At 38.7% G+C, this 19,522-nt stretch carries 11 protein-coding genes; 1 reads left to right on the top strand and 10 read right to left on the bottom strand.

All coding sequences use genetic code 11. The features are described from left to right. The first annotated feature begins 53 nt into the window (after window positions 1–53). Window positions 54–1,346, top strand: coding sequence for an anti-phage deoxyguanosine triphosphatase (locus RDV63_RS08365; RefSeq protein ID WP_313909043.1), 1,293 nt, complete (start codon window positions 54–56; stop codon window positions 1,344–1,346). 7 nt (window positions 1,347–1,353) lie between these two features. Here RDV63_RS08365 and RDV63_RS08360 read toward each other — a convergent pair whose 3' ends face one another. The 10 genes from RDV63_RS08360 to pepN form a co-directional block, all read right to left on the bottom strand. After that, the gene (locus RDV63_RS08360) at window positions 1,354–2,571 is read right to left on the bottom strand and encodes an SAM-dependent methyltransferase (protein ID WP_313909042.1); all 1,218 of its coding nucleotides are present in this window, start codon (window positions 2,569–2,571) and stop codon (window positions 1,354–1,356) included. Between the two features lie 71 nt (window positions 2,572–2,642). Beyond that, the gene (locus tag RDV63_RS08355) at window positions 2,643–3,158 is read right to left on the bottom strand and encodes a cell division protein ZapC domain-containing protein (protein WP_313909041.1); all 516 of its coding nucleotides are present in this window, start codon (window positions 3,156–3,158) and stop codon (window positions 2,643–2,645) included. Between the two features lie 105 nt (window positions 3,159–3,263). Next, a complete protein-coding gene (gene pyrD, locus RDV63_RS08350) occupies window positions 3,264–4,262 on the bottom strand; it encodes a quinone-dependent dihydroorotate dehydrogenase (protein ID WP_409934828.1) in 999 nt (332 codons plus the stop codon). Between the two features lie 80 nt (window positions 4,263–4,342). Further along, the gene (locus RDV63_RS08345) at window positions 4,343–9,181 is read right to left on the bottom strand and encodes an NAD-glutamate dehydrogenase (RefSeq protein ID WP_313909039.1); all 4,839 of its coding nucleotides are present in this window, start codon (window positions 9,179–9,181) and stop codon (window positions 4,343–4,345) included. Window positions 9,182–9,417: 236 nt separating this feature from the next. After that, window positions 9,418–11,733, bottom strand: coding sequence for an efflux RND transporter permease subunit (locus RDV63_RS08340; RefSeq protein ID WP_313909038.1), 2,316 nt, complete (start codon window positions 11,731–11,733; stop codon window positions 9,418–9,420). A gap of 1 nt (window position 11,734) precedes the next feature. Beyond that, window positions 11,735–12,772, bottom strand: coding sequence for a YCF48-related protein (locus RDV63_RS08335; RefSeq protein ID WP_313909037.1), 1,038 nt, complete (start codon window positions 12,770–12,772; stop codon window positions 11,735–11,737). Window positions 12,773–12,851: 79 nt separating this feature from the next. Then, window positions 12,852–14,216, bottom strand: a complete 1,365-nt coding sequence (locus RDV63_RS08330) for a DUF1329 domain-containing protein (protein ID WP_313909036.1) — start codon at window positions 14,214–14,216, stop codon at window positions 12,852–12,854. Window positions 14,217–14,229: 13 nt separating this feature from the next. Further along, window positions 14,230–16,383: a DUF1302 domain-containing protein gene (locus RDV63_RS08325; RefSeq protein WP_313909035.1), complete on the bottom strand. Its 2,154-nt coding sequence runs from the start codon at window positions 16,381–16,383 to the stop codon at window positions 14,230–14,232. A 321-nt stretch (window positions 16,384–16,704) separates the two neighbouring features. Beyond that, window positions 16,705–16,926 (bottom strand): DUF2835 family protein, encoded by a 222-nt coding sequence (locus tag RDV63_RS08320; protein WP_313909034.1) that lies wholly within the window; start codon window positions 16,924–16,926, stop codon window positions 16,705–16,707. Further along, window positions 16,926–19,514 (bottom strand): aminopeptidase N, encoded by a 2,589-nt coding sequence (gene pepN / locus RDV63_RS08315; RefSeq protein ID WP_313909033.1) that lies wholly within the window; start codon window positions 19,512–19,514, stop codon window positions 16,926–16,928. Before pepN ends, RDV63_RS08320 begins: the two co-directional genes overlap by 1 nt. Between the last annotated feature and the right edge of the window lie 8 nt (window positions 19,515–19,522).

Raw genomic sequence — 19,522 nt, 5'->3', positions numbered from 1 at the left:
CAGCTTTAACGTAATATCAAATTGTCTAGTTAGGAGAGTAAATAAGGAAATATATGACAGATCTCGTTTGGTCAGAGCGTTGCTCTAATACGGTAATAAGCCGGCCTAAAGATTTACGTACACCTTGGCAGCGCGACAGAGCAAGAATTTTGCATTCAGCTGCCTTTCGCCGTTTACAATCAAAAACGCAAATTTTAGGCATAGGCCAAAATGACTTCTACCGTACTCGACTAACCCATTCATTAGAAGCAGCTCAGATAGGCACAGGTTTAGTTAATCAATTAAAAAGTAAACTAGAGCCAGAACAACAGCTATTATTGCCCGATCACAGCTTAATAGAAGCATTATGTTTAGCCCACGATATTGGCCACCCGCCTTTTGGTCATGGCGGTGAAACCGCTTTAAACTATAAAATGCTAAATGCCGGTGGCTTTGAGGGCAATGGCCAAACTTTACGCATTGTAGCTAAGCTTGAGCCTTATACCTTAGAGCATGGTATGGACTTATCTCGCCGTACACTGCTGGGTTTATTGAAGTATCCAGTACTACAACCCGATTTACAGCATTCTACCCCTGCTGAAACTAATCCACTAAGCCTAAATGCCTGGAAACCAGCTAAAGCAATTTTTGCCGATGATGCTGATATTTTAGATTGGATTTTGGCACCACTGAGTGCTTATGATAAAGAGCTTTTTCAGCAGGTAGATGTATTTGCCTGCAGCCCTTATCTTAAGTCGCGCTTTAAATCTTTAGATGCATCTATTATGGAGTTAGCCGATGATATTGCTTATGGCGTTCATGATCTAGAAGATGCCATAGTATTAGGCAATATAAGCCAAGAGCAATGGCAGCTTAATACAGCACAAACCTTTAGTAGCTTGCCAGCAGAGTTTCAGGAGGCTTTACACAATATCAGCAGCAATTTGTTTAGTGAATTACATCATTTGCGTAAAGAAGCTATTGGTTATTTGGTTAATTTATTAATTTGCTCAGTAGAATTAATAACCAGTTTACCACAAGCGACTAACCCGTTAATTCGATTTAATGCCGCCCTGCCCAGCGCAGAACAAACCCTATTAAACTGCTTAAAAAAAGTAGTTTATAATTGTGTGATTTCACGGCCTGATATCCAACAATCACGTTTTCGTAGTCAGAATATGTTGATGTCGTTATTTGATGCTTTTGCATCAGATCCACAACGCTTGCTACCGGCCAATACACAAGTTCGCTGGCAAAAAGCACCTGTTAATCTTAGGCTTAGGGTTATTTGTGATTATATCTCTGGCATGACAGATGATTATGCCGAGCATATGTATCAGCAATTATTTGCAACTCAATGGCGCTAGATTAACTTTAAACGCTAATAGCTTGCTCGGCTAAGAGTTGCTCTAAACAATGCTGTTCAATACCATAAAACTGTTTTATAGCCGCAATTTGAGCTAAGGTTTTGCTAGGATCTTTAACTTGTTTGCGTTTAGTGGCTAAAATCATTTTATTTTTACTGGTATGCTCTAACGAAATAAACTCAAACACTTTAGTTTGGTAACCATGAGCATCTAACAGCAAAGCCCTTAAGCTGTCTGTAATCATTTCAGCTTCTTGGCCAAGGTGGATACCATGCTGCAGCATAGGCGCTAATACCTGCGGTAATTTAATTTGTGGCCGAATTTGCTTATGACAACAAGGTGAACACATTATTACTTCAGCACCGGTCGCTATGCCCATATGTAATGCATAATCGGTTGCAACATCACAGGCATGTAAGGCTATCATCACGTTAATACCTTTAGCTTGAAAATGCTTTACATCACCTTGTTCAAATTTAAGTCCTGATAAATGCAGACTTTCTGCAGTACTATTACATAAATCAACTAACGATTGCCGTAACTCTACACCCGTAATTTGAGCAGTAGCTAATAAATTATTGCTAACATAATCATGCATAGCAAAGGTTAAATAAGCTTTTCCAGAACCAAAATCAGCTATATGTAAATCTTTATACTGTGCTAAGCCCGCTTCTTGAATTGCTACTGAGAAAATTTCAATAAATTTATTAATTTGCTTCCACTTTCTCGACATAGCGGGAATTAATTTATGCTCAGCATCTGTCACACCCAAAGCTTGTAAATAGGGTTGCTGTAATGATAAATAGCGCTTTTTTTCTCTATTATGCATAGCCTGTTTTTCAAGCACTATAGGCTGTGCTGTGGCTTTAACTAACAATTTATGCTGATATAAACACTTGCCTTTTTTACTAATAGTTAATTGAGTTTCACTTGTTGTAGTAAAAAGATGTACGGCAAAAAAAGTGTTACCCAGTACAGCGGTTACTTCAGCTATAGCAGCATCAACTGACAGATTTTTAGTAATATCATTAGTCTGATATTTATAAGTAAAACTTAATAATCTTTGCTGCTTTATTAATACAGGCCGCACTTGCACTTGCTTTAAAGCTTCAGCGCCTTGATATTTACTTAGCACGAGTTTTTGTAAGCTTTGATTAGAAATAGCAAGGTGTAATTGAGCGAAAAATTGACTAGTTTTATCTAGGTTTAATGCAGTGTCAGACATAATAAAGGCAGCATAGCAGGAAAAGTACTATTTTAGACTGAACTGAACAGTAGGGAAAGCCTTAACTGTTATTAAGCAATATAACGTAATTTATCGTTTTTTGTTAGCGGACTAATTCTATTGTTTAATAGTCTAACAACATGTAACCGAGGTAATACTTTGCCCGATAAGGTGGTTATGCTGTCTAGTAACAGACAGGTACTAGATTCTTGATCAGTAGCTACAACTAACGCATGCTGGGTACTCATGCCTCTTAGCACTACAACAGAATAAAGCGCTACAACATGAGCACTAGCTTGTTGAAAATGCCAGCTTTTATGAGCTAATAACGGTAAAAAAGCACAACTTAGCCCAGTAAGACAAAGTTCAAATCGTACAGCATCACTTAGCTCAATAGATTGCAGGCTGTGATCTATTGCCCAAAAAGCTTCTGCTTCTGTAATGGATAAGGCTTGTTGCATAGGTTTTGCCACCAATTGCGCTGCACTAAAAGGCGAGCAGAATTGTAACTCATCATTAAGATCGAGTAATAAACGGTCTCGTTGTTGGCAATAGTTCCATTGCCAACATTCTGATGGCGTTAACATGGCAAATCCTTGCAGTTTAAAAATAGCACAATATACAATAACACTATATTGTTCAATATATTAAAGATTAATTGGCTATAAAAAATACAGATCTATATTTGATCATTATAAGCTAGTCACGATCTGCTTAATTAATGCTGGGCCTTGATAAATAAAACCAGTATAAATTTGCAGTAAATTAGCGCCGGCAGTTATTTTATCAGCGGCTGAACTAGCATCATGAATACCACCTACACCGATAATAGGAAAATCTTTACCAACTGCTTGGCGTAGCTGACCTATTACTTCGGTACTTTTCGCTTTAACGGGTAAACCACTTAAACCGCCCGCTTCATTGGCATGTAATTGCCCTGTTACTGCAGTACGATCTAAAGTTGTATTGGTTGCCACAACCCCATCCATTTTACTCATTAACAGGGTTTGCGCGACTTGATTAACCGCTATCTGATCCATATCTGGAGCAATTTTAATAAAAATTGGCACATATTTATCATGTTTTACTTGTAAATCGAGTTGTTCATTTTTAATACTGTTCAATAAGTCTAAAAGAGCATCACCAAACTGTAAATCTCTTAAGCCTGGCGTATTAGGTGATGAAATATTTACCGTAATATAGCTAGCATGCATATACACTTTGCGCATACAGTGAATATAATCATCTTTACCTTGCTCATTAGGCGTATCTTTATTTTTACCAATATTGATACCAAGCACACCGTTATAGCGCGCTTTTTTGACATTTTCTACCAGATAGTCGACACCTTTATTATTAAAGCCCATTCTATTTATAATGGCTTCTGAAGCAGGCAAGCGAAATATACGCGGTTTATCATTACCTATTTGTGCTTTTGGCGTTACAGTACCAACTTCTATAAAGCCAAAACCCATTTGACCAAAGGCATCAATACAGTCTGCATTTTTATCTAAACCTGCTGCTAACCCCAAAAGGTTATCAAACCGTATTCCGGCAACAGTAATAGGTTTAACCGGTAATGTTTGCTGCCATAGTGCTGACAGTGGTGTATGGGCTAACTTCTTTAGGCTACCTAGTGCAAAGTTATGCGACCATTCTGCATCACATGCAAACATTAATTTTTTTGCCATTGGATAAAACATAATTTACCTTTTATTTGTAACCAAAAAAATACCCCAGACCAGCTGGGGTATTTTAACTATTAAATCCGTTATTTCACAATGTCACAGTTATGACTTAATAACATTAATTCACGTAATGCTACTGAAAACTTAGCCATTTCATGATTTTTGGTGGTTTTAAACTCAGCTAGCATTAAACGCCAACGCTCTAATAAGGCATCATGCTCACTAATCCAAGTGCCAATAACTTCATCAGCTGCACAAACTTTACCACAACTTCTTACCACAACCGCTGCTAAAGAGCGTTGTTGCCAGTCTAACTCTTCACGATAAGAAGCACGTGCTAGAGCTTGCCAGTGGTTAGATACAGGTTGGTTAGTAATTTGCTCTAAGAACCAGTGTAAATCTAAACTATCACCTAACTTAAAGTAGATTTCTGCCGCTAAAGCTACTGAAACTTTTTCTGTATCAGCTACTTGAGCAATATCCATTGTAGAGAACAAGGTACTAAGCTGAGCTAAGTATTGTGCAATCTCTGCTGGCACGGCTTGCTCTTCATGCTGCGCTTGTTTCTTAGCTAATTGCTCGGCTTCTGCAGGTACTAAGTATGAAGCTAAATTATCACGCAACTGTTGAAAAGTTGGTTTGAAAAACTCGATAGTTTGCTCGATGCTTAACGCCTTGTTACGGTGACGTAAGAACCAACGCGATGCACGGCGCATAGTACGACGAATTTGATGCAAGAACTGGCTTTGTAATTGTGCTGGGATAACGTTATCCAACTGTTCCAATTTAGTCCAGATAGTTGGTAAGTCGAATAAATCACGCGCTATGGTATAGCATAAAGTGACTTCACCTACACCGGCACCCGTTTCTTCTAACATTCGTTGTGCAAAATTAGGCCCCATTTCGTTAACCATCATATTGGCAACTTTAGTAGCTATAATTTCAGCTTTTAACGGATGGTTTTCAATTTCTGTCGCATAATTTTCTTGCAACAGAGTTGGGAAAGAACTAAATAATAACTGTTTATAGTAATTATTATTAGTAATTTCTGGCAACACTAATTGTTCTTTTAACACCATTTTGCCATATGCAGTTAAAATAGCTAATTCTGGACGCGTTAAGCTCTGGCCTTTAACCATACGTTCAGCAAGCTGCTCATCTGAAGGTAAAAACTCTAACTCACGGTTTAGTTTGCCTTCTTTTTCTAGCATATGAATGAAGCGAGTGTACTCTTTAATTTGTTCAGAACCCAAAATTGAAGAAATACTTAAACTTTGAGTTTGACGATAACATTCAGTTATAACTAAACGCGCCACATCGTCTGTCATATCAAATAACAATTTATTACGTTGTTTTAAGGTTAAATCACCACTAGTTAACAGCGCATTTAGTAAAATTTTAATATTTACTTCATTATCTGAACAAGTTACACCGCCAACGTTATCAACGAAGTCAGTATTAATACGACCACCATTCATGGCATATTCTATACGACCACGTTGGGTTGCGCCTAAGTTACCGCCCTCACCAACGATTTTAGCCTTAAGATCTTTACCATTTACTCGTAAAGCTTCTGAACCACGGTCCCCTACTTCAGCATGAGTTTCATCTGTAGCTTTAAGATAAGTACCAATACCGCCGTTCCAAATTAAATCCACAGGCATCATTAAGCACTCACGGATTAATTCGTTAGGTGTCATGCTAGCTTTAGTGGTGCCCAGCATTTCTTTAATTTGTGGCGATAATTTAATTGATTTAGCGCTACGAGAGAACACGCCACCACCTTCTGAGATAAGAGACTTATCAAAGTCATCCCATGTAGAGGTAGGTAATTTAAATAAGCGTTGACGCTCTGGCCAAGTTTTAGCTGCGTCTGGTTGTGGGTCGATAAAGATGTGCATATGGTTAAACGCAACCTGTAACCGGTTATGTTTAGATAACAGCATACCATTACCAAAAACATCACCTGCCATGTCACCAATAGCAACACAAGTAAAGTCAGTGGTTTGGCAATCTATACCAATTTCACGGAAATGGCGTTTAACTGATTCCCAAGCACCGCGAGCAGTAATACCCATACCTTTATGGTCGTAACCATTAGAACCACCTGATGCAAAAGCATCGGCCATCCAGAAGCCATATTCCTCTGAAATACCATTAGAAATATCAGAGAACGTTGCAGTACCTTTATCAGCTGCAACCACTAAGTATGGGTCGTCTTCGTCTAAACGGACAACATCTGTTGGTGGAACAATAACACCTTGTTTAATATTATCTGTTACATCTAACAAACCACGAATAAAGGTGCGATAACATTCTTTACCTTCATTGATAAAAGCTTCACGACCGCCTGTTTCTGGTAGTTTTTTACAGACAAAACCACCTTTAGAGCCAGTAGGTACAATAACAGTATTTTTAACCGTTTGTGCTTTTACTAAGCCTAAAACTTCTGTTCTGAAGTCTTCACGACGATCTGACCAACGTAAACCACCGCGAGCAACTTTGCCAAAACGTAAGTGAGAACCTTCGATACGTGGTGAGTAAACAAAAATTTCAAACATTGGCACAGGCAATGGCATATCTGAAATAAGCTCAGGCTTAATTTTAAATGAGATATAAGACTTCTCTACACCTTGAGCATCTTTTTGGAAGTAGTTAGTTCTAACAACCGCATTTATCATATCAATAAAGCGACGAATTATACGGTCATCATCTAAGTTTGCTACTTGCTCTAATTGAACACTAATTTGCTCTTCGAGCTTTTCAATAACTTTAGCAGATGCTTTATCTGTCGGTGAAAAACGTTTATTAAACAACTGTACCGTTAAATTAGCTAATTCAGCATAACGGCCAAAGGTGCTTTCGACATAAGACTGACTAAAGGTACCACCGATTTGGCGTTTATATTTAGCTAAGGCACGTAATAAAGACGCTTCACGACCAGATAAGCCGGCACTTAAAATTAAACGGTTAAAGCCATCATCTTCTAATTTACCCGCCCAAACTTTAGCAAATGACTCTTGAAACGACTGCTGTGCCGCTTCAAAGTCTTCAGGCATATTGCAAGTAAGTTCCATGGTGAAGTTAAGGATCCAACTTACTGAACCATCTGAGCTTTTAACTGCATAAGGAATTTCACCTATAACACGTAAACCAAAGTTTTCTAACATTGGTAATACATCAGATAAGTGGATTGGATGGTCTTTATGGAATAAGTTTAAACGCACAGCTTTACTTTGCGCGCCTTCTTCTTGCGGACGATAAAACAACATTTCTAGTCTGTTATCATCATTTAACGCTTCAAGCTTACCAATATCGACTAAAGCATCGTTAGGTAACATTTCTTCTTTATAACCACGTGGGAAAGCTGACGCATATTTACGAGTTAATTCACGACCGCGTGCTTCGCCATAGACCCCTACTAAAGCAGTTTCTAATTTATCTTCCCAAGTACGGGCTGCTTCAACTAAATTTCGTTCGATATCTTTCACTTTATACTCAACATGGCTGTCGTTGATCCGTACTAAGTAATGGGTACGTGCCAACACTGATTCAGAAAAATAAGTAGTAAACTCAACAGGTTCTGTACTACCTAACGCTTGCTGTAAAATTATTTGGGTGTCTTTACGAAGTTGAGTGTTATAACGCTCTCTTGGTACATACACCATAGCCGTAACAAAACGACCAAAACTATCTTTACGCATAAATAGACGAGTCATATCGCGTTCTTGCATTTGCAGAACACCCATAGCAACAGTAAGTAAATCTTCGGCTGTTGCCTGAATAAGCTCATCACGAGGATAGGTTTCAAGGATATTTAACAGTGCTTTATAAGCATGGGTGCCAGCTGCAAATTCTGACGCTTCCATTACGCTAGCGAGTTTATTCTTTAATAACGGGATATCGGCAGCGCTATTGTTGTAAAAAGAAGAAGAATATAAACCTATGAAGCGATCTTCACCTATTACATTACCTTCTTTATCAAACTTTTTAACGCCAACATAATCAATATAGGCAGGACGATGTACCCGTGACTTACTATTTGTTTTAGTTAAAACTAATAGGTTATCATCAAGCGCTATTTTACGGCCCGACTCCGGAAGTTCTGACAACATTAAATCTCGTGCTGGAGATGCACGCATTAAACCTAAAGACGTATCATCAATGCCACTAATTTTGTAATCACCTTTAACAGGCGTAATGGTATAGCTGCGATAGCCTAAAAGGGTAAAATTATCTTGCTCTAACCAATTTAAAAAGTCGACTGTTTGCTGAACAACTTCTTTACTCGCCTTAACCGTCGTATTACTAAGTGACTTGATAACTTGTTTTAATTTATCACGGGCTGGTAGCCAATCTGTAACCGCTAAAGAAACATCTTGCATCACTGAATGTAACTCATCCGTTAAGGCATCAATAGTCGCTTTATCAGTTAAGCGGTCAATTTCAATATGAAATACAGCTTGTTTAGTGCTTTGAGCTTGCTTACTGCCTAATTTAAAAAAGTCAGTAATATTACCATCTTTATCACGCTCAGTTTGCATTGGGTAATGCAGCAATAAATGCGCAGTAATACTTTGCCGGCTTAAAGCCATACGAATAGAATCAACTAAGAACGGCATATCTTGTACCACTATTTCAACAATAGTGTGTTTAGATTCCCAGCCATGCTTAGCTATCTCAGGGTTAAACACCCTAACTTTTGCATCATCAGCTAAATGCTGATTGAATGTTTGCCACAAACTTAACGCTGCGCCATACAAATCGCTATCATTACGGCCGGTTAAATCATCATTAGACATATTGCCAAAAAGTATAGTGGCAAATTTCTCTACCAAACTTGCTTGCTCTTTTACTCTTTGCTTAATTAGTTTACTAACATTTTGTAGAAGTACAGAGGGTTGACCATCTATCGGTGCCATTTTTATATCCTTTTTTACCATCACCACTTAGGGTGGGCTAGATCGAACATATCAGAACGTGTCAGGGGCGCAGTGTAGTGATTATTGTAGCGCTTTTCGAGCTTAATTTGGTGCTTTATTACTGGTTAAACCAGCAATAAAGTTACTCAATGAAATATTATGCAGCTGTTATGAATAAGAAATGACCTTTAGGTCATTTCTTATCTTAAAAACGCATTATTATTTACAAGTTATTATTATTTTTTACGCCATAAAAAAGCCGCTAGAGCAGGTAAAACTACTATAGCGCCAAGCATATTAACCACAAACATAAAGGTTAATAAGATACCCATATCAACTTGAAATTTGAGTGCTGAAAACACCCAAGTGCTTACACCTATGGCTAAAGTAATACCAGTAAATAAGACTGCACTGCCCCGTTCTTTAAGCGCTAGATAATACGCTTCTCGTAGCGGCGCACCTTCACGTAAGCTTTGGATCATATTAGACAATATATATATACCATAATCGACCCCTATACCCACGCCAAGTGCGATAACCGGTAAGGTAGACACGGTAAGACCAATTTGTAGCTTGGTCATTAATGCCGTTGCCAATACCGACACTACATATAAAGGTACTATTACTGATATAGTTGCCCGCAATGATTTAAAACTAATTAAACATAATAAAATTACAGCACCATATACATACCACATCATAGGCTGTTGCGCTTCAGATACGGCCTCATTAGTGGCGGCCATAACACCTGCCGGACCAGAGGCTAGCTTAAATTGCGTACGTTCATCACTAAATTGTGCCGAGTATTTTTTGGCTGCAGTAACAACTCGCTCTAAGGTTTCTGCTTTATGGTCTTCTAAAAATAACATTACAGGCATAACCGAGCAATCGGCATTTAATATTCCGGTACTTGTCTCTACCCGTGATGAAGCTTGCACTAAACTCTGGGTATTACGTGGCAACACTCGCCATTTAACATTACCTTCGTTGAATGCAGCATTAATGGTTTTGGAAACTGACGCTAAAGAAACGCTTGATTGCACCCCTTTAACATTTGACATTAACCACTGAAAATCATCAATTTGCTGCATAATACTATGCTCAGTACAAGCACTAGGGATGGTTTCTACCATCACATTTAAATAGTCGACAGAAATCGCAAAACGATTAGTAATTAAGTCGGTATCAGTGTTGTATCTTGAGTCTTCATGCAGTGCTGGTGCACCTTTATGCAAGTCACCTATCTTTAGCTGCTGGCTTTGCATATAGCCAAAGGTAAATAGTAATGCCGTAATAATTAAAATAACAGTTGCGTATTTACGGGTAGCAAATGCCGATAAAGCAAACCAAACTTTATCCATTGTAGGTGAGCCTGCAGCAGCACGCTGCTTGTATTTCTGACTAAACTTAACAAAAGACATTAATACTGGCAGTAAAATTAAGTTGGTTAAAATAATGACTGCAACACCTAAACTTGCGGTAATTGCTAACTCGCGAATAACGCCAATTTCTATGATTAAAAGGGTAAGAAAGCCAACTGTATCAGATAATAAAGCAACGCCACCAGGAACGAGCAGTTTACGAAAACTAGCTTGAGCAGCTGTTTTAGCGTCCATACCAGAAGCAACTCTTTTACCAGTTGAGTTGATCATTTGCACGCCATGGCTAACACCAATAGCAAAGACTAAAAATGGGACTAAAATTGACATTGGATCTATACCAAAGCCAAGTACTGATAATAAGCCCATTTGCCAAACCACAGCTATTAATGAACAACCTATTGGTAAAAGGGTTAATCTAATAGAACCACAAAACAAATAAACCAGTATCGCTGTTACTATAATGGCAATTGCGAAAAACAATAATACCCCTTTGGCCCCCTCGGCAACATCACCGACCATTTTGGCAAAGCCAATAATATGAATACTAATATTATCTGTAGCGTATTTTTGACGAATATTCTGCTCTAAGGTTTGAGCAAAATTAAGGGTGTCAACTTTTTCATTGGTTTCAGGATCTATTTCCAACAATTGAGCAGATATCATGGCGCAACTATAATCATCGGCCACCATGCGGCCTACAACACCTGCTTTTTCTACATTTTGTTTTACTTTAGCCAAACCTTTAGCATCTGCAGTAAAATCTGCAGGTATCACCGGGCCACCAGCAAAACCATCTTCTACCACTTCAACAAAGCGTGTGCTGGGGCTAAATAATGATTTAACTAAAACCCTATCTACTCCAGAGGTGTAAAGTAACTCATCATGGCTTAAACGTAAGGTGTTAAAGAATTCCGGATTAAAAATATCACCACTGCTATCGCATAAGGCAACTAAAATATTATTGGCGCCACCAAAATCTTTAGCATGCTGTAAGTAAGTTTGCATATACTCATGCTTTAAAGGAATATTTTTAGTAAAACCAGCATCTAGCTTAATTGAAGCGGCTTTAAATACCAGAAACATTGTCACCAGTACAAAGGAGAGAATTACCAAAGCGCGATGGCGAAACAACGCATATTCAAACTTGTTTACAACCCGATTTGCAGTCATATTAATTCAATTCACTTAAATTTATTGTTTTTACACCCACTTCAGTGACTAGGATTAGCTTATCTTGCCACACTAAGCCGTTCACTATGGCTTTACCATCTTGTAAGCTGTGATCATTGAAACTCTCGCCATCATCATGGCTAACTAATAAACTACCTGCATTGCCTAATAAAAATATAGTTGGCGTATTTTCAGTTACTATACTGTTAATTGTTGCTGTATTAGGTAATTCAATTTTATGCCAGCTATTAGCTTGATCTTGGCTGCGAAAAGCATGCCCTCTTAAGCCAACTGCAAGTAAACTCATTTTTTGGCTGCGAGAAACATCAAATAAAGAACCATTATAAAAAGCACTTAGACGCTGCCAAGTTGCACCAAAATCGGTGCTTTTAGCAGCAAAACCGGCCTCGCCTACCATATATAACAGGTTACCGTCAGCATAAACTCGATTAAAATGGGGTAAAATTACACCTTGCTCAATAGCATAAGCATGTTCATCTGTTTCTTTTAGATCTAATAAATACTCTTGATCATCCTCTGATAAGAGTTCAGCATGAAACTCTGGTAGCCAAGTCTTACCGCCATCATTAGTACGATAAAACATTCCATAAGCCCCCACGGCAATGCCTTGAGTTTGATTACGAAAGTAAACGTCAAATAAAGGTTTATCTAACTGCGGTAAATATTGTTGAATATGCCAAGTATCACCACTATCACTTGTTTTGAGTATAGTTGCATCATGTCCTACCGCCCAGCCATGTTGTTTATCGACAAAGATAACGGCACTTAAGTTAGCTTGCACAGGCACTTGTGCTTGCTGCCATGTAACCCCATCACTACTGCGTAGGATATGGCCTCTTTCGCCGACCACTGTCAAAAATACATTATCAACATTAGCTATATCCGTTAACAAAGATTCACTTGCTAACGGCGCTTGGTAAGCAGCTGTTGGTTGAATAGCATCCGAGGCTATGCTTGAGGTACTAACAGTAATACCTAACACAAATACTGCCAATAACCATATGTATTTATTAGACATATTTTTAGTAATTACTCTATAGAAATTTATAAATAAAAACGGTTGGCATTATGCCAACCGTCATTAAATAACTTAACTGTTAACGCGTACCTGCACGACGTAACGCTGCTGGCGTAAAGTCGGCATCAGTTAACTGTTCAGAAAAGTTATACATTCTGTCTTCATTATCTAAGCCAATCGCAATATAACGACGAGAGTTAAGATCATGATAAACTTCTAAAGTACTCCACTGTGTAGGCACTTCATAATAGTTAAGACCATGGGCAAAGGCGACTCGGTACATTTCTGCACGGTTGTCATACAAGTCTGCAACATGGATTTGCCAGCTATCTTCGTCAATATAGAAAACTCGCTTGCCATACACATGACGCATATTATCTTTTAACAAGGCTTCAACTACCCAAACGCGGTGTTTTTCCCAACGCACTGGTTCAGGATTAATATGACCCGGCATTAAAATATCTGCGTATTTAAGGTTATTACTATGTAGCTTGTAGCTGTTGTATGGAATATAGAGTTCCTGTTTACCTACTAAGGTCCAGTTGTAACGATCTGGCGAGCCATTAAACATATCAAAATCATCAGTCGTTCTTAAACCGTCAGAAGCTGTACCTGGCGCATCATAAGCCACGTTAGGTGCACGGCGTACTCTACGCTGACCAGTATTATAAGTCCAAGCTTGGCGAGGTGTTTTAACTTGATCCATAGTTTCATGAACCAATAGTGCTGTACCGGCTAAACGTGCCGGCGATGTTACACTTTGTTTAAAACGAAACAGAATATTTTCTGCAGTTAATGCCTCCGGCGTAGCTGCAGGATCAGAGTATTTGAACATAATCTGTTCATCAAAGCCGATAATGGTATAAGCGCCTGACGCTGTTGGTGCTGCTTGACCACCATTTCGTGAAGCGGCTACACCACGAAAACGGAGTAAATGGTTCCAGATTACTTCTAAACCATTTTCTGGAATAGGAAATGGAATACCAATAGCAGCGTTGATAATACCATTACCACCTTCTACCAATTCAGCTTTAGTCGCAATCTGTTTGGTCGCATCATAAACATATTGCGGAAAAGAGGCCGTACGGCGTGATTGATAAATATGCATTTTGTAAGTTTCAGGATAGATTTCAAATAACTTAATCTGGCCTGGGCTTAAAAACTTTCGATGTTGATCAAGGTTAGAACTATCTATAGTAAATAGTACTTTATCATCAGCAAATGGATCTGGATGATGATCACCTGGTGAATAACCTGCCGGTGCTTGTAAAATACCGCCATTCCAAGCTGGAATTGAACCATCTGCATTAGCTGCTTTTTCAGCGCCTAATGGCGTTAAATCGTTACCTAATCTTGCCACTTGTTCTTGGCTTATTTTAGCCCCTGCGCCACAACTTATTACCAGCGCAATTGCCGAAGATAATAGGGTGAGTTTTTTCATCATGTCTGCTCGTCCCTTAAATAGAGTATTTAATGTTAAAAGAGATAAAATCGCGGTCTGCTACGTTATTCGTTGTACCTTTTCCGCCCCAAAAAACGTTATAAGATAATTCACCAGACCATTTGTTTAAGTAATCAAAACTTACCGCATAGGCTAATGATTTACGATCTTCAACAAACATAAATAATGGATCTGGCGTAGTGCCATTTACGTCATGTGAAAACACCATACGTTGCGATAAGTTAATACCGGAAAATACGTTGTTATAATCCATTTTAGCTAAGATACGATATCCCCAAGCCGAAGCGGTAGGGAAAGGATTCGTTTCTGCACCATCGGATAAACCTGTGTGTAAGCCGTCTTTATTAATTAAGTTACCTTGACCGTCTAGGCCTAACAAAGGTCCACCACTGCGATCTGTGCCTGGCCCATTTAAACGCAACTCATCATAAGATGGCATATCTTGAATGCGAATACCGCCAATCTCAGCAAGCATTACCATATTATCAGACCCTAATGCAGGCCCAAACAAATGAGTAAATGTCATTTGAGCTTGAATAGTATCTGATAAAATAAAACCTTGGGCTGCTTGGCCTGGCGCTACTTTGCTTGGGCTGTAACTTGAACGGCCTATTTGTGATATACCATCAAAGTCAGGACGCAAACCAGCATTAGCAAGCTGCTCTGGCATACCTGCATATAAAATTTCTACGTCATCAATTTGTAAGGGTTCATCTTGACGATAAGCCAATTCACCTGCAACAGAGGTCTCACCTATTGCCGTATTAAAGCTAAAACCATAAAGTTTGATATCTTCAGGATATTCAACTTTAGCTTTAGAGAACATGGCTAACTGATGAATATTGTCACTAGTTATTTGTCCTTGATTAGCAGCTAAGTATTGTAAAGATTGAATAACACCTACGCCAAAATCCGCAGCAATACCAGATATTACCGGCACCCGACTATGGTAGTTCATATAGTAAAAAGCAAATTCAGTGTCATTTAAATCGGGTGAGAAATATTCAAACTTAATCCCGTATTGGCCACCATCTTTTGGTTTAATTTCACCATCAGCGCCTTTAGGTCTTAAGGTTACTTTAGTTGGATAAGCTATGGCTAAGCTTAGCGCATTGGCTTTTTGGGCAGCAGTTGCTGTTGGGCTAGTCAAAACATTTAATAAACCAGGTGCCAAGGATGACAGCATGTTCATTTCACTGACTAAAAATGGCAGGTCTATATCTGGATTACTAGTAAAACCTAACTGTACGTTTTGGTTATAACCACCTTTGCCGGCAAAGTCATTAGTAGAGAAGTAACTTCCAGGTACAGGTAAATAGCTATTTTCCCATTCATATTGATAAAACAACTCTGTTGATAAGTTATCAGTTAAACCAATATTAAGGGTCACCATACCAACAGGAATATAAGCTTCTTTTAATTCAGCTCCAGGCGCACGCGCCACACCGACATCTATTGGCGTTATATTTATACCGTGCTGAATTAAAGTACTTTCACCCCAGCTTAATACTTGCTGACCTAATTTAACCGTGACTGGGTTTTGGCCATCATTAAAGCTGAAGTTACCATAAACATAAGCATCTAATAACCTAAGATCACGGCAAGCTAATTGACGTGATTCGCTATCAGCACAAGGATCGACACTATTGCCAGATAAAGGGTTAGTATAAGCGCCCTTCTGATCCATAGTAGCAAAATCATAAAAATACATAAAGCGGCTAAAAAAACCGAAGTTGCCAGCTGTAATTGACAAATCGTGCGAGCCTTTTAGCAAGCTACTAAACATATCACCACGGTCATAGTTTAAATTACCAGCATCACCATTACTGGAATAACTACCTGGAAAATCCCAAAGCTGTGAGCTGGCATAAACTGAATTAAAGTTAGGGCTACCGTTACCATCAATATAATAACCGTATTGTGACCAGTTAAAATTGTTCGCTGGATGGTTTACTTTACTTATGGTGTCTAAATCACGATTTTCTGTACGCCAGCTGCCACCATAAGAGAAGGTAGAGTCAAACGTTACATTAACGTCACCGAAGTTCCAACTTGCCGCTTGCGCTGGTACCATTGACAAGGCAAACAGCGCTGAGGCGACACCAAGCGCTAAGGGTTTCTTAGCAAAGGTTTTTGGCCTTATATTCATGTTGTAATCTCCCCCCTGTCCCTGCAGGATAAATTTAGTGCAATTATAATTATGAGTTCACTATTAACTGATCGGATCTCAGTCCTGTTAGTAAAATCATTGCATCATTTTCGTCATCAGGCAAGGCCTGATATCAGCTAAATCTGTTGATTTATAGCCATTTTTTACTATTACTGCTGATTAATTGGACACATCTACATCTAGTTAGGTTTGATCTAAGTAAATTTTCAAATTTTAATGTTTGCTAAGCTAATGAAATTAAAGGTCATACAGTAGAAAACTGCAAGTTTTAGTTTTCATACAGCGTTTAAAGTAAAGACTCTAATTAATTTTTTCTAATGCAACAAAAGTTGCTTCGTCTGTCAAAGTTAATCTAAACCGGCCACGTATTCCTAACTGATCAATATAGGGCCTAAAGTGTTTAAACAGCAATTGGATGTTTTTACCGTTATCATCAGTAACCAGTAATGAATGGGTTTCGCCACGGTAAAAACGCTGACACTGCTCAGTTGTCACCCTAATATTAAAGAAATACTGCTGCATTACCCTATACTTTTACTTACTTTTTCATACAAATCATTGCTTAGGCTTGGTAAATTAAGTAAATGGTCTAAACAAGACTTCATAGCCTGCTGTCGCACCGAGTCATAACGACGCCAACTCAATAAAGGTGTCACTAATCGAGCAGAGATTTGCGGGTTTAATAAATCCATTTTTTCAACCGCCTTAGTTAATAACTGATAGCCTTTACCATCGTGGCGATGAAACTGTTCTGGATTACGCATACTAAAAGCTGAAAATATAGCTCTAACCCTATTTGGATTTTTCCAACTAAATAATGGATGTTGTAGCATGTTTTCTATGCCTGAAAACACTTGCTCTGTTGGATCTGTTGCCACTAATGAGAAACATTTATCCATCGCATGAGCTTCACTTTGCCATTGTTGAGCAAAGTGTGAGATTAAAGTTGAAAACTCAGTTAATTCAGCTTGCTGGCTTGCTACTAATGCTGCCAAGGTATCAGTCATATTATCGGCTTGAGCAATATGTTGCTGGATTAAACTAGTAGAATGCTCTAATTCTGCTAAGTAATATAAACAACGATTGCGTAAACTTCTGGCAGCAACCGAACTTTGTTCATACTGATAAGGCTTTAAAATTAATGCGTTATAACACTGCAATAACGGCTTGGCTAAAGCTTGTGCTAACTGTAATTTTAATTGGCGTAATATAACTAAAATCTGTGTCACTGCTATATTTTGATATTGCTCCGCCACAGTATCAAAGTCAGGCAGTGTTAACAATTCAGCAGTTAACGCCGCATCTGTTTGTTCTTTGGTTAATAGGTTAGTTAGTAACTCAATTACAGCCGGTGGTATAACTACCTCGATATTGGGGCTATCTAAATGACACGCTACCAGCTTAGCCCAGAACTGTTGCATAGCATCCCAGCGTGCCACGCCATCTTCTGCATACTCCACTATGTGTAATAACTCTGTATCACTATAGTTTACTAATAATTTTACCGGTGCAGAAAAGTGCGCTAACCATACAATAGCCTGTGGCATAGCGACATTATTAAAGACAAAGTCTTGCTGCTTTTCGGTTAATACTAATAAATGCTCTTTGCTTTGCTGGCCTTTAGCAAACAATAATTCAATAGCAACTGGGATCGCTAGTGGCTGCTTTTGAGCTTGATCAGCCGTAGGCGCTGTGTGTTGTGTTAAACATAGCGTTAGCTGTTTTGTTACTAGATCGTACTGATGGCTGGCAGTTAACTCTGCTGTACCTGACTGGCTGTACCATAATCGAAACTGCTGTAAATCAACAGCCGTTGCATCTTGCATTGCTTGAATAAAATCATCACAAGTTACGGCTTGTCCATCATGACGCTGTAAATATAAGCCTAAACCAGCAGCAAAAGCGTCTTTACCTACTAGCGTCTGTAACATACGAATAACTTCAGCGCCTTTGTCATACACTGTTACGGTGTAAAAGTTATTCATTTCTGCTACATGATCTGGCCGAATAGGATGCGACATTGGACTGGCATCTTCAGCAAACTGCGCAGTTCGTATTACTTTAATAGCTTCTATTCTAGTTAAAGTAGCTGATGCCATTTCGGCACTAAACTCTTGATCACGAAACACTGTTAAGCCTTCTTTTAGGCTTAATTGAAACCAATCTCGGCAAGTCACTCTATTGCCGGTCCAGTTATGAAAATATTCATGACCAATAATAGATTCTATATTATAAAAATCTTTATCTGTTGCTGTAGCGGCATCTGCTAAGATATATTTACTATTAAATACATTTAAGCCTTTGTTTTCCATAGCCCCCATATTAAAAAAGTCGACAGCAACAACCATATAAACATCTAAATCATATTCTAAGTTAAACCTTTGTTCATCCCACCGCATAGCCCGCTTAAGCGCCTGTAGCGCAAAAACAGCGCGATTAACAGCACCTTTATCGACATAAAGCTCTAAACTCACTTTACGGCCAGATTGAGTAGTGAAATTATCTTGCAATAAATCGAAATCACCTGCGACTAAAGCAAACAGATAGCTAGGCTTAGGGAAAGGATCTTGCCAGGTTACCGTGCGTATTCCTTTGCCATCAGTTGAATCAGCTACTTTATTACCATTTGATAATAAATGCGGATAGGCAGCAGCATCAGCAATAATAGTAGTGCTATAAATAGCCAGCACGTCTGGCCTATCTAAAAAGTAAGTAATGCGCCTGAACCCTTCGGCTTCGCATTGAGTACAAAAAGTGTTATCGGCTAAGTATAAGCCTTCTAATGCTGTGTTATCTTGCGGAGAAATTTCAGTAACAATAGTCAACTGCGCATGATCAGCAAGCTCTGGCAAAATTAAACTGGTTTCAGTTTGCTGATAATCGCTAGCGATTAATTCGCGATCATCTACTGCTACCGACACTAATTCAAGTTTCAGACCATCTAAAATTAAAGGTTGACCTGGGCGAAGCTTAGCGACCTTCATCACACTAGTTACCTGTGTTGCTGTTGGGTTAAGTACAAAACGTAAATCAACATGACTAATAGTATAATCAGGTGACTTATAGTCAGTACGATATTTAACTAAGCGTGTATCAGTAGCAGAGGTCATTATTAATT

It is taken from the genome of Rheinheimera sp. MMS21-TC3 (assembly GCF_032229285.1).
GTDB lineage: Bacteria > Pseudomonadota > Gammaproteobacteria > Enterobacterales > Alteromonadaceae > Alishewanella.
The sequence above is the reverse complement of the archived record's forward strand: the minus strand, read 5'-3'. Positions and strand labels throughout refer to the sequence as shown.